Annotated in this window: 14 protein-coding genes; 12 read left to right on the top strand and 2 right to left on the bottom strand. The window is 46.5% G+C overall.

The window, feature by feature from the left end; genetic code table 11:
* The first annotated feature begins 24 nt into the window (after window positions 1–24).
* From AR543_RS08575 to AR543_RS08585, 3 genes are all read left to right on the top strand, one after another.
* Window positions 25–444, top strand: a complete 420-nt coding sequence (locus AR543_RS08575) for an organic hydroperoxide resistance protein (RefSeq protein WP_026136009.1) — start codon at window positions 25–27, stop codon at window positions 442–444.
* A 504-nt stretch (window positions 445–948) separates the two neighbouring features.
* Window positions 949–1,227: a hypothetical protein gene (locus AR543_RS08580; protein WP_060536703.1), complete on the top strand. Its 279-nt coding sequence runs from the start codon at window positions 949–951 to the stop codon at window positions 1,225–1,227.
* 132 nt (window positions 1,228–1,359) lie between these two features.
* The gene (locus tag AR543_RS08585; protein WP_227871866.1) at window positions 1,360–1,839 is read left to right on the top strand and encodes a thiol-disulfide oxidoreductase DCC family protein; all 480 of its coding nucleotides are present in this window, start codon (window positions 1,360–1,362) and stop codon (window positions 1,837–1,839) included.
* Window positions 1,840–2,041: 202 nt separating this feature from the next.
* On the opposite strand, the gene AR543_RS08590 is transcribed toward AR543_RS08585, so the two are convergent.
* Together AR543_RS08590 and AR543_RS08595 are read right to left on the bottom strand one after the other, a co-directional pair.
* Window positions 2,042–2,956, bottom strand: coding sequence for a hypothetical protein (locus AR543_RS08590; RefSeq protein WP_060533531.1), 915 nt, complete (start codon window positions 2,954–2,956; stop codon window positions 2,042–2,044).
* Window positions 2,946–3,263, bottom strand: a complete 318-nt coding sequence (locus tag AR543_RS08595; protein ID WP_060533533.1) for a hypothetical protein — start codon at window positions 3,261–3,263, stop codon at window positions 2,946–2,948. The genes AR543_RS08590 and AR543_RS08595 overlap by 11 nt, the downstream gene beginning before the upstream one ends.
* Before the next feature lie 321 nt (window positions 3,264–3,584).
* Here AR543_RS08595 and AR543_RS08600 point away from each other — a divergent pair, with 321 nt between their 5' ends.
* From AR543_RS08600 to AR543_RS08640, 9 genes are read left to right on the top strand one after another with little or no spacing between them, the layout of a single operon-like run.
* A complete protein-coding gene (locus AR543_RS08600) occupies window positions 3,585–4,727 on the top strand; it encodes a CpaE/TadZ family protein (protein WP_060533535.1) in 1,143 nt (380 codons plus the stop codon).
* Window positions 4,724–5,989, top strand: coding sequence for a TadA family conjugal transfer-associated ATPase (locus tag AR543_RS08605; RefSeq protein ID WP_060533537.1), 1,266 nt, complete (start codon window positions 4,724–4,726; stop codon window positions 5,987–5,989). The genes AR543_RS08600 and AR543_RS08605 overlap by 4 nt, the downstream gene beginning before the upstream one ends.
* 17 nt (window positions 5,990–6,006) lie before the next feature.
* Entirely contained in the window at window positions 6,007–6,873 is an 867-nt protein-coding gene (locus tag AR543_RS08610; RefSeq protein WP_082472169.1) for a type II secretion system F family protein, read from the top strand.
* A gap of 36 nt (window positions 6,874–6,909) precedes the next feature.
* Window positions 6,910–7,800, top strand: coding sequence for a type II secretion system F family protein (locus AR543_RS08615; RefSeq protein WP_060533539.1), 891 nt, complete (start codon window positions 6,910–6,912; stop codon window positions 7,798–7,800).
* An 11-nt stretch (window positions 7,801–7,811) separates the two neighbouring features.
* A complete protein-coding gene (locus AR543_RS08620; RefSeq protein WP_060533540.1) occupies window positions 7,812–8,009 on the top strand; it encodes a Flp1 family type IVb pilin in 198 nt (65 codons plus the stop codon).
* Window positions 7,990–8,679 carry a TadE/TadG family type IV pilus assembly protein gene (locus AR543_RS08625; RefSeq protein WP_060533541.1) on the top strand — a complete coding sequence of 230 codons (690 nt, stop codon included), beginning with the start codon at window positions 7,990–7,992 and terminating at the stop codon, window positions 8,677–8,679. The genes AR543_RS08620 and AR543_RS08625 overlap by 20 nt, the downstream gene beginning before the upstream one ends.
* 35 nt (window positions 8,680–8,714) lie before the next feature.
* Window positions 8,715–11,024 carry a hypothetical protein gene (locus AR543_RS08630; protein ID WP_060533542.1) on the top strand — a complete coding sequence of 770 codons (2,310 nt, stop codon included), beginning with the start codon at window positions 8,715–8,717 and terminating at the stop codon, window positions 11,022–11,024.
* A complete protein-coding gene (locus tag AR543_RS08635) occupies window positions 10,993–12,129 on the top strand; it encodes a TadE/TadG family type IV pilus assembly protein (protein WP_060533543.1) in 1,137 nt (378 codons plus the stop codon). The genes AR543_RS08630 and AR543_RS08635 overlap by 32 nt, the downstream gene beginning before the upstream one ends.
* Window positions 12,130–12,172: 43 nt before the next feature.
* Complete coding sequence (locus AR543_RS08640) at window positions 12,173–12,682, top strand: A24 family peptidase (protein ID WP_060533544.1); 510 nt, start codon at window positions 12,173–12,175, stop codon at window positions 12,680–12,682.
* Window positions 12,683–12,702 lie beyond the last annotated feature (20 nt).

Below are 12,702 nucleotides of genomic sequence, written 5' to 3' on the forward strand. Positions count from 1 at the left end.
ACAAACTAGACAAGGAGCTGAATGATAATGGCACTTTATACAGCAACTGCAAAAGTTCATGGTGGACGTCAAGGTAAGGTCGAATCAAGTACAGGGGCGCTGGATGTAAGTCTGGTAATGCCGAAAGAGCTTGGTGGCGGCGGTGGCAACGGGACGAATCCGGAAGAAATGTTTGCAGCAGGTTATGGAGCCTGTTACCAGAGCGCCCTTGCCAATGTAGCGCGCAAAGCGAAAGTAAATGTAACCGATACAGTGGTGACCAGTAACGTTATGATTGACAAAGATCCGTCGGATGATGGATTCAAATTGTCGGTTCGTCTGGATGTGAGCATTCCAGGTCTTTCCAAAGAAGAAGCACTAGATATTGCCAAACAGGCACATGAATTCTGTCCGTATTCCAAAGCAACACGCGGCAATATTGACGTAGAATTGAATATTGTCTAAATTGTAAAAAATCTTGTACAGGGAACAGGTGTGTTATACTGCAGGATTATCGGCTTTTGTCCGGATAATCTATTGTAGATGAGGCAATAAATAACCGCCGTACCTATGGAACAAGCATATTATAAGGAATAACAAAAGGCAGATCCGTCCTATAGGGTCTGCCTTTTTGCTGCAGACAAAGCATGCCTGTCCAGTTGCTACTAAAAAACAAGAATTGAATAAATAACGATTAAAAATAAAGAAGAAGGGTAAAATGTACATAAGCAGGCGTTAGAGGCTACTTTCCTACTTTACAGGATAATATGGCAGTATTCCGACATTCTAATACTGCAGACACCTTGAAATGACATATTTAGAACCGGATCCTGGCGAAATAAAGGCTGTTCAACTCCTATTTTGACCAACCCGCAGGCGATTGGAGTTGACACACACCTCAAAATTCTTTAAGATGTCATAGGTGATTTGTAATTCGCTACGAAATTTAAAGGATAACGGGTGATGATAATGGCATATAGACCAACAATTACGACATTGAAAAAAGCCGGTATTAACGAAAAAGAAGGCTTGTACGAATTCACAGCAACACTGGCCGATGGAACAGAATGTCGTATGTTCTACAATCGTTTTCCAGAGTGGAAAATGACCAATATTAACCGCTTGTTAACCAAGCCATGTCCGGTATGCCGTAAAGACTTCATCTGCAACTGCTTTAATGCATTTGCTGGTGAAATTGATCAGCAGATCAAAGATCGTCAGCTGATTGACGAAGTTTTGGCCAACTAAGAAGACAGTATAATTTTATAATGCAGAGCGCGGGAAATAACTTCTCGCGCTTTTTTGCTATTTTTACGGCAATATGGGGTAAATAAAAGAATACAGACTACTGAACGATCAACGAAAAGGAGAGTGAATAATATGGTAACCGCACATGCTCCGGTATCCCGTCCGGGAGAACCGACCGAATTAACCGATGCTCAGATCGAGGAATTATTGCAGGGAGAACATCCAATCGTACTGGTAGATGGAGTCTGCCATTTCTGTCAGGGCGCTACCAAGTTCATTATCAAGCGTGATCCGAAAGGAATCTTCCACTTTGCTTCTATCCAGTCGGAAGTAGGACAGAAGCTGATGCAAAAAGGCGGACTGCGTACAGATACGATGGATACTTTTGTATTAATAGAAAAGGGTCAATTCTATACTCGCTCTACAGCTGCGTTGCGTATTGCTCGTCGCCTGCGTTATGCGTGGCCGTTACTGTATGCTTTTATCGTAGTACCCAAAGTGCTTCGTAATAGCGTCTATAATCTTATCGCTCGCAATCGGTATCGCTGGTTTGGCAAGTCCGACCAATGTATGCTGCCGACACCAGAGATTCGGGAACGGTTTATCGAGTGATCTGTCTATATTCGAATTCTGTCAGTCTATTGGACCGATAGGAATGAATCGATATAGATAAATATATCAATAAAAAATACCAAAAACCCTGCAGGATCATCATGATACGATCCTGCAGGGTTTTTATTGCTGTAATAATTCGAATAACAAAAATTCAGCTGTACCAGATTCGGATTTTATACACATCCGGGTAAAAGTAATATTATTTCAATGGATATCGAGTCAGCGTATTTTCATTTACCGAATAGACGGCATGTGCGTTGTAATCGATCGGTGAACCGAGCTTATTCGTATCAAATACATGTACAACTGCCAGATTGGATGGATAAAGGATATACGTGCGATCATCCATATTGACCATCAGATTGCCGTCGCTTGTCCGTTTTACCCAGGTATAATCAGCAGCATCTCCTTCCAGACTGGCAGAAGCTACCGATTTGCTGGAAGATACATTGTACAGCTTGAGATTGCCGTTCTCATAGGTGGTGTAACCTGTACCGGTAGACTGGGTAATGGCTCCACCAGGAATTTTGCGACCCCACAGCAGATTGCCTTTGGCATCAAAAGCAAACAGTTTGTTGCCTACCTGATCGATATTGGTACGAATCAATACGGTTCCATTTTTCAGTACAAACATGGAGTCACTGCCATCTCCATATACATTGGCATTCGCCGGGAACTGGTAATGATACAACTTTTTCAGGCTCAGGCCGTATACGTCGATCCGCGGATTCGGTACAGCCTGCCAGCCGTTTTCGTTTTTGGTGAGTTTGCTGGAGGCTACAATGATCCGGTTGCCTTCGGCATAAAGTACGGAACCCTGAACCTTTTGCTCGTTCAGCAGCTTGCCGTTGGCATCATACCGGCTAAGTGTCGAACGGATAATACCTTGATTATTGACTGTACCACGCGAAGCTACGAGCAGCGAACCGTCTTTTAGCAACGTGATCGCGCTGGCATCCGGAAGAGTCTTGATCCAGTTGGCTTTACCGGAAGAATTCACCGAATGCAGTTTGTGTGTACCGTCGGAATAATCGGCATAGATATAGACTGTACCGTAATTCGTGTAAGCCATCTGTGTCGTCAGTGTATAAGGGCCATCGGATTCATGCAGCACATAGCTCCATGTGGGCTTGCAGTGTATCCAGATACCAGCTGTTCTCGGTCTTGCCCGTAGTGTTGGGGATATCCTGCTGGGTATGTACATAAGCGAGCTTTTTGGCAGGTACTGCATGCACCTCTGTCGCACGTACAGCCAGAGCATTCTCCACCTTGTTGGTGAACAGCGAAGGAGAGGTCCATGAGGGATTACTGAGAGGCTGAACTTTATCTGCTGCCGAGACAGGTGCAGACAAAGACAGACTGACCATTCCTGCCAGCAGGAGTGCAGCCCATTTGTGTTGCGGTTTCCGGTTAGAGTCCATTACAATTCCACCTTTTCTTTTTATAAAGTATACTCCTTGAATCTTTAACCGATTTTGCGCGGTCAGCAACAGATGTGACGCTAATGTAATATATGAACGGATCGTATAAAAGATGATATAGGCTATTGGGCGCACAAAAGATAAAGGGTGATTCTTTATACATGGTAAAATTTTATCAAAATAGTATTGCAGACCTATGATATGTATGTTATTCTATCGTTAAATCGAGTTCTTGCAACGGAAGCACCGTTTAAGTACCGCACTGATAGTGCGTTATTTAAACGGTGCTTTTTTTGTTGCCTGGGAAAAGGGGGAAAGACAATGGCTCCAGTACAGATCGTACTATGCGTGGAGGACAGCCAGTACATTGAGCTGTTGCTAAGGTATGTACGTGAAAGTGAATATGCGGCAAAAGTGCGGATTAAGGCCTTTTCCGACGCGGATATGTTTATGATTTATATGGATAGCGAAGAACACCGTGGGTTGGTAGCAGCAGAAGAGACTTTTCTAAAAAGATGGCTGCATAGTGAAAATATCAAGACTGCACGTTGGGTAAGGCTGAGTGAAGAAGCCGAGTATCATCCCGAAGGCATAACACTTGCCAAGTATCAGCCGCTGCATACCTTGCTGGAGCAGCTGTGCAGTATGACAGGACGTTCGGCGCCAGGTGTGACGCTAAAGGAAGGGCAGTATACGATGATCACTTCGGTCTACTCGGCAGCGCCGGGCAGCGGCAAGTCGGTCACTGCCATGAATATGGCCAAACAGCTCGGATTAAAAGGACAATCTGTTTTTTATCTGAACCTGGAAGCAGCCAGCAGTACAAGGCTGCTGACTCTGGAGCGTAAGCAGCCGTCAGAAAACGGACTATCCCGTCTGTTGTATGATCTTCAGGCTGCTGCAGAGCAAAAGGAGCAGCCTGTACATCCGCCTTCCTATTACGCGGTATATGCGGAAGAGATCAAGTCCGATACATTTGAGCCGCCCGAGAACTTTAACGAGCTGCTGCAAATGACCGAGCAGGAGACATTGTCCCTGATTGCTTATATTGCAGGCAGCCGGGAGTATGATCATATCATTATTGATGGAGAATCCGGCTGGCAGCAGCGTATAAAGGCTGCGTTGCAGGTGAGTGACCGCATTGTCTGGCTGCTTACGGATGATCTGCTGTGCATGCATAAAACAGGAATGTGGATGTCCTACTGGCAGTCGCATGATCCGGATTGGTATGAGCAGATAGCTTCCAGAATTTCTTTTGTGATGAACCGGTTTGGCGGAAGTGTACTGAATCCACTGCCAATAACAGGCATGGAGCTGGAAGGTACGCTTCCCTATGTACCGTCATGGAAGCAGGTAGCCAGCAGTGAGCTGCTATGGTGCTCGCCGATTTTTCAGCGGGACATTTTGAAGTTATGCCGGATGCCTCATGATCAGGCTTATGCTGCAGGCGGGGTGGGAATGTGAACGAAGACTTATTTATTAGTTTACGGGATGAAGTGCGCTCTGCTCTGGATGTTACTTTTACGGTCGATGACAACGAACTGATGCGCCGAATCGAGCAAAAAGTATTGGATAACAACCGCTATCCAAATCTGACAGCCGGCGAACGTCGCAAGCTGGTTCGGCAGGTATTTGACTCTTTCCGGGGTTTGGATATTCTGCAGCCACTGGTCGATGACAAAAGCGTCACAGAAATTATGATCAATAGTCACGAGGATATTTTTATCGAACGCAATGGACAGGTAATCCAAAGTGAAACGGTATTTGAATCGCGGGAGCGGCTGGAAGATATTATCCAGACTATTGTATCCGGCGTCAATCGGGTTGTGAATGAATCGTCCCCGATCGTGGATGCCCGGCTCAAAGATGGTTCCCGTGTCAATGTAGTACTGCCACCGGTAGCACTCAAGGGACCGACGATGACGATTCGTAAATTTCCCGAGAATCCGATGACGATGGATGATCTGGTGCAGATGGGAGCTCTTGCGCCGGTCGCTTCCCATCTGCTGCAGACACTCGTACGAAGCAAATTCAATATTTTTATCAGCGGAGGAACGGGTTCCGGTAAAACTACCTTCCTGAATGCGTTATCCCAGTACATACCACCAGAAGAACGTGTGATTACGATTGAAGATTCAGCGGAGCTTCAGATCCGTACCGTTCCCAATCTGGTATCGATGGAGACACGGAATGCGAATACCGAAGGCAAAGGGGAAATCAGTATCCGCGATCTGATTCGCTCTTCCCTGCGGATGCGGCCCAACCGGGTTATTGTCGGTGAAGTGCGGGGAGCAGAAGCGCTGGATATGCTGCAGGCTATGAATACCGGCCATGATGGATCGCTGTCAACAGGTCACGCAAATAGTGCGCGGGATATGCTGAGCCGTCTGGAAACGATGGTGCTCAGTGGCGCAGAACTGCCGATTCAGGTCGTACGCCAGCAGATTAGCTCGGCAATAGACATTTTCGTTCATCTCTCGCGGCTGCGTGATCGCTCGCGCCGGATAACGGAAATCTCCGAAGTGCACGGCATGATCGACGGCGAAGTAGTGCTTAATCCGCTATTTGTATTTCAAGAGCATGGAGAAAAGGAAGGCAAAATTATAGGCAATCTGGCGCCCACCGGTAATCTGCTGATACACACGGACAAGCTGCGGGCAGCAGGTATTGAGGAATGGCGCAGATTGGCTGCGATCAGCAATCCAGAGTATAGTGCCAGAGCCTGACAGGAGTTGAATATAAGATGCTTCATTTCAAAAGTCGATCAGGTGGCAGGCAGAGTGCTTCGGATGCTTTGACTGCCAAATCAGGCTTCGGCAAGCAGACACCACTAGCAGGCGTACAGCAGGAGCAGCAGGGCAGCGTGTTGACCGATTACACGATATACGAGCTGACCATGGTGCAGCGGTTTGGCTGTATGCTGGTGTGCGGAATTATTTTCCTGCTGATCGGATATTTGTTTTATCATAATTGGCTGATCGGATTGGTGCTGGCTGCAGCAGCATGGTTCACACCCAGACTCCTGCGCAGACATTTGCTGGAAAGGCGACGCAGTGCGCTGAGTTCACATTTCAAGCAGGCGCTGTACTCACTGTCTTCATCACTGGCAGCCGGACGTTCTGTCGAAAATGGCTTTCGGGAAGCAGCGCAGGATTTGCGTATGTTATATCCGGATGGGGATAACGATATGATTCGTGAACTTCATATTATTACTACTCGTCTGGATTACGGTCAGCCGATTGAAGAGGCGCTCCAGGATTTTAGCAATCGTGCAGCCAATGAAGATATTGCCAACTTTGCAGATGTGTTTATTACATGCAAACGTACAGGCGGCGATCTGGTAGAGGTTGTACGCAAAACATCCTCTGTAATCGGGGAAAAGCTAGATATCCAGCAGGATATTGCAGTAATGATCTCGCAGAAAAAATTCGAGTCCAATGCGCTCATAGGAACGCCTTTTATTTTTCTGATTTTTCTGAATTTTGCGGCAGGTGATTTTATGAAGCCGATGTACGGCAATCCGCTAGGCATTATTGTATCGACACTATGTCTGGCTGCGCTGGTTTTTTGCTTTTGGATTATTCGCAAATTTATGAATATCAAGGTATAAAGAGCAGCTGGGCAATCATAAGCTGAAAGGAGGTGAATGAAACTGATCTGGGTATGGCTGGAAGGGCTGCTGGCAGCTCTGCTGGCGGTTGGGTGGGTGGTATTGCATCAGGGCGCAGAAGAGCGTCACAAGCAGCTTGCTGAACTGCCGTTTGAAGTAATCAAGCTGCGACCTTTGCTGCCGGCAATGTTGTTATTTATCGAGAAAATCAGATTTGCATCACGTTTTTCAGGGGTTTTTTATCGTATCCAGAGCTCTGTTCAAAAAGGATTTGGGGTCCATATGAGCGGAGAACGATCACTGCTGTATATTGCGGAAATGGCCGGCTATGTCTGGCTGCTGCTGACACTGGGATTTGTGCTGGCAGCTGTCAATGGAGGTAGTGGGACATGGCTCGGACTTGGAGCGATGCTGGCTGTTGTACTACCGGTCGCGTTATTTCGGGATCTGCAGAAAAAGGTTCAGGAGCGGGAGCAGGATATTCTGCTGGAGCTGCCCGAACTGCTCAACAAAATTATTTTGCTCGTCGGAGCAGGAGAAACAGTGCAGCGTGCGATTGTACGCTGTGTCCAGCGCAAGCAGGAAAACGCGGCTAATCATCCGCTGTACAAAGAACTTTTTCAAATGCTGAATGAGCTGGAAAATGGATATTCCTTTCAGCAGTCACTGGAGACATTCAGCAAGCGCTGTGGAGTGCAGGAAGTATCTGTTTTTACAACGACGGTACTGCTGAACTTCCGTCGCGGTGGCGGAGAGTTCGGACTCGCGCTACGGGATCTGTCCCGTACACTCTGGGATAAGCGCAAGGCAGTAAGCCGTATGCGCGGGGAGCAGGCATCGTCCAAAATGGTATTTCCGATGGTAATGATTTTTGTGATTGTAATGATACTCGTTGGCACACCGGCATTTATGATGATGAATATGTAGGAGGAAATAAAATGACAAACATAATTAAGCAATCCTGGAATGGAATTCAAAACTTCTGGAAGGAAGAAGATGGAATCGGTACGCTCGAAATGGTATTGATCATTGCAGTTATCCTGATCATTGCTTTGGCTTTTAAATCAAAAATTACCGAAGTGGTTGATAACATGCTGAAGTACATGGGACAAAAAAGTGAAGAATTCAAAGCGTAATTTTCATCTTCAACGTCTCTGGAAAAACACAAAAGGGAGCTTCACGATTGAAGCTTCCCTCGTGTTTCCCATTATCCTGTTTACGACGCTGTTGATTCTGTTTTTCTGCATGTATCAATATCAGAACACCATGCTCAAGCAGGCATCGTCCAAAACGTCCGAGCGAGCAGCCTACTCCTGGGATAACAGCCACAAAGAACCGGTAACCGGTGCTTTTGCACAGGGAGAGAATGATGGATTGTACTGGCGTCTTACCCAGGATGATATGCTGAGTAAATTATTCGGTTGGGCAGGAGCAGGTAGTTCAGCTGAGGTTTCCATTCCAGGAGGCAGCGGCGGATCATTGCCTACGGATAAATTATCTGCCGCTGCCTCCTGGGTTCCGGGGGGAATGAGTGGAAATATAACGTATAACAACGAACTAATGATCAGAAAGGTGAAGACTACACTCTCGCGTCCCGTATCTTTTGGCGCGCTGGAGCGGGAGCTTGGCCATCCTTTGCAAGCAGAAGTCAGCGCAGGGGCAGTGATTGTCGAACCTGTTGAATTTATCCGCAATGTGGAACTGCTTCGTTATTACGGTGCCAAGGTATCAGGCAAATATGGAGGAGTATTCAATCTGGACCAGGCAGGAAGCATATTGAAGATGTTTGGCGGGCAGACTCCTTAGCGATCTGCCGGAATGAATCAGGAGTGTGAATCCCTTTGAGAAAAAGATTAACGAAGCAGCATATGCGCAGCTGTCTTGGAGCGCTGTGGTGCAGAGTAAGCGATACACGCGGCGCCGTTACTATTTTTATGATTGTGGTGCTGGCGGGTGTATTCATGTTCACTGCCGTATTTATCGATTATTCCCGAATTGCGGCGATGGAAGTCCAATCCGAGCGACTGACCCATGCAGTGGTCCGCTCGGTGATGTCGGCTTATGAACCCGAGTTTCAAAAAGACTACGGACTGTTTGCTTTTGGCGAATCGGACGCTACCCAGCTGCTGGATACAGCACTAACAGAGAACTTTAACTATACCGATCAGGAAGACAGTTTCCATCTGATTCCGCTTCAGGCAGATCAGACCTCTATCGAGCTGAGTCGCCCGCTTGGCAAGTACGATACATTTAATCAACAGATTCAGGAGGAGATGAAGTACAAGGCTCCTATCGATTTTACGATTGAAATTGTAGAAAAGATGCGTACCATGTCAGGCATTATGAAGGAAACGACTCAGACGGTATCGGTACTTAATAAAGTACGTAAACCTTATGAAGCCAGGGAAAAGGCGATTGATAAACTGATTGCGCTGCAGAAAAAGACAGCTGATGAAGTGAAAGAGCTGGCCAAAATGATTATGTATCCGGCAGCCAGTTCGATTGCAGACAAAAATGTCGGTTCGATCTCTTCGATCGCACAAATTGCCGCGCAGTTCAAAAACTATACCGATCTGATCTCCGAAGATAAAAAGCGCAAGAAGAAAGACAAGCCGCGGATCAATACAGCCAAAATCGCTGCCTATAAAAGCCGCTCATCTTCACTGCTGCTGAAAATACCTTCCAAAGTTGAAACGCTGCTGGAGACTCACAAGCATACATACAGTGAAGGTATAGATCTAATGTCCGACATTCGAGGGTATAACCAGAAAATAGCGGATATTATTCAGGAAGAGAAGAATCGCTCTGCCAATGCATCCTATGATAAAGTCAGTGGTGCCAAAATACCCGGCAGTACAGCCAAAGGTGATGCTGGTGCAGAACAGCAGCTGGCAGAACTGCGCAAAAATCTGGATCAGCTGGTTCTTTCTTCGGATCTGTTAAACCGGATGGAAGCATCAGTGAAATCCCAGCAAACAGACTATACAGCTATATCCCAATCTGTAAAAAGTCTGGTTACGGAAGCCGGCCAACAGATCACACTTACATCCGGTAGTGCTTCCTCTCTCAAAAACAGCACTATTCGTACCGCTCGTCTGCTGCAGACCTATCTGGATAACTATTCAGGCAGTGCACCCGAAGGAACCATCGGCAAAATCGAAAAGGAATTGGCTGCTGCGCGTGCAGGTACAGACAGCATTTCCAAAGATGAAGCCAAAGCTGAAAAAGATATGAAAAAAGCCGAGCTAATGCTGGGCGGGATTGCCGGTATAGGGGCTGCCGCTGACGTAGTCGCCCAAGATTTTAGCGAAGTAAATGGCTACTACGAGGAAAGTCTGAATTTCAACAGCAGCGTTGGCGGTGAGCAATCAAAGGTCAAGCTGGATAAAGATCCATATGACGAAAGTCAAAAGTCTATGGATGCGATGGATGTTATTTTCGGCGGTGTATCCGAATCACTCATGAATGGACGCAATGAATTTTTCCAGAATGAATATGCTATTCATTATTTTGAGCCATTTGATATTACCTTTTTCCGCAATATGGCGGAGAGTTTCCAAAATGGAGACGGTAATCAGGCAGCAGATGCCCTTGCAGAAGTGGATGTCTCCAAACTGGTCCAGGAGTTTGCAGTAGAACATCAGCAGGTTGAATATATTATTTATGGATTTAACGATGTGACAGCCAATCTTACAGCAGCCTATAGCGAAATTTTTGGCGTCCGACTGGCGATCCGTACCGCAGAAGGACTGGTGAAAAGTGCCAAACTTGGACATCCGCTCGCTGTATTGGCAGCAGGAGTGGCTTATGGAGTAGAGATGGCGATCAAGGATATGATTGATCTATTTACCAAAGGACATACCGATCTATCCGCCTATATGAAAGTGCCTTTTGAATACCGTGATTATTTGAGATTGTTTTTGCTGCAAACGAATAATGAAAAGAAAATGTCACGTATGCTTGCGCTCATTCGGTTTGGAACCAAAATCAATCCGGCCGAGCGAAATACGTACGCATCAGCTCATGTGCGAACAGGAATGAGAATCTGGTTCCTGCCGGGAGTCATGAAGATGCTGAAAACAGGACAGGCGGATAGCTCCGTGGAACAGGGTGTGTATTATGCAGACAAACAGGCAGACTACGGATACTAAACAGAAAGAAGTTGCATTGCAGCCGATAGGTATATTGGATCGTCAATCCCGATTTGTAGCACAGCATTCCAGGCAGCCACACCATCTATCGAATGAAATCCAAATTCATAATCATCATAAACAGAATCAACCGTATAGGGATAGGGGCATATTTCGGATCATTCCTTTTCCATCCAATCTTAAAAAGGAAGAGCGCGGCAGTATTGTACTGGAAGCGGCGATGGTACTGCCTATTTTCCTGTTTGTTGCAGTCTTTCTTGTATATCTGGTTCAAATGACGCTGGTATCTACCGCTCTTAACAATGTCACTTCCGACACGGCAAGATACGTGGCAACGCATATGTATCCTGTACAAAAAGCTTCAGAAGCTATAGGAGAAAGTTCTGTCATGCCCAAGCTGAGCCTGAGCGAACTTGCCTCAAAGTATGAAGGAGCCTTTCCATCGCCAATCAATGAGTGGATGATGGAGGCTGCCAGCGGTGGAGACGCCAAGATTGAACAATTAAAAAATCAAGCTGCCGCCGCTGTACTCGATGCAGCGATCAAGCCGCTTATTCAGCAAATTGCTTCCGATAATCGAATTGATTACAACCGGATTCATATTACAGAAGTAACCGTACCTGATCTGACCAGCAAAACAAATCCTTATTTTGGGATTGAGATTGAATATGAGCTTCCTTTTCGGGTACCGCTTATTTTCAAACCTATCGTACTGCAATCACGGTCGACGGAGCGTCTGTGGATTGGAGATACCAGAGAGTTTGGAGAAGCTGCCCAGAAGGAGACGGCGGAACAGACCGGAGTAAAAGTAGTCTCGGTTCCACAGCCAGCACATCCTGAATCGATGATTTCCATCAAGGCTACAGCACCTCCAAATTCAGTGGTCGGTCTGGAGATTCACTACAAAAGTGGAGAAAGCACAGCAAAAGGATTGGGGCAAGCTGTTGCCGATGCAGAAGGGAATATCGACTGGACCTGGAAAATTCCATCGAGTGCAACAGCCGGCTGGGCAACCTATGTGTTAACGACAGCAGATGGGCAGAAAATCCGGGGAACATTCCAGATTGCACCTTATGATGGCAGGCCGGTTATTGCAGATTCTTGAGATCGCAGGATGAAGACAGGATAGCAAAGGGGATTACAGAAGTATGGAAAGCATGTTTATTGGTGGAGGTATTTTTGTATTATGGGCATTTTGGACGGATATCCGGGCGCGTAAAATCCCTAACTTTCTCAATATATTATTTATGATTAGCGGTCTGGCGTATCATCTGGCATCAGAGCGCTGGGAAGGCCTGCTATTTGCAGGCAAAGGTTTTGCGCTTGGATTTGGCATTATGCTGCTGCTGTATGCCTTTCGGGCTGTCGGAGCAGGCGATGTGAAGCTTTTTGGCGGGATTGGCGCGTGGTTTGGCATTGGTATGACAGCTCAGATCTTGATGTACTCGATTGTTTTCGCGGGTGTGATTGGTCTGGTTATTATGCTGTGGCGGCGCGAGACGATTGTGCGCATGCGCAGGGTATTATGGAAAGTTACAGGAGCCTTGCTGTGGAAGCAGCCGCTGCGCGCTACCCCGGAAGAGCAGAAGCAGTATCTTACGTTTCCTTTTATGGCGGCTGTACTGCCCAGTGTAATTTTTTGTTATTGGTATATTTAAGTCTGGATGTCTAAAGGAGT

Origin of the sequence: Paenibacillus bovis, assembly GCF_001421015.2 — a bacterium.
Taxonomy (GTDB): domain Bacteria; phylum Bacillota; class Bacilli; order Paenibacillales; family Paenibacillaceae; genus Saccharibacillus; species Saccharibacillus bovis.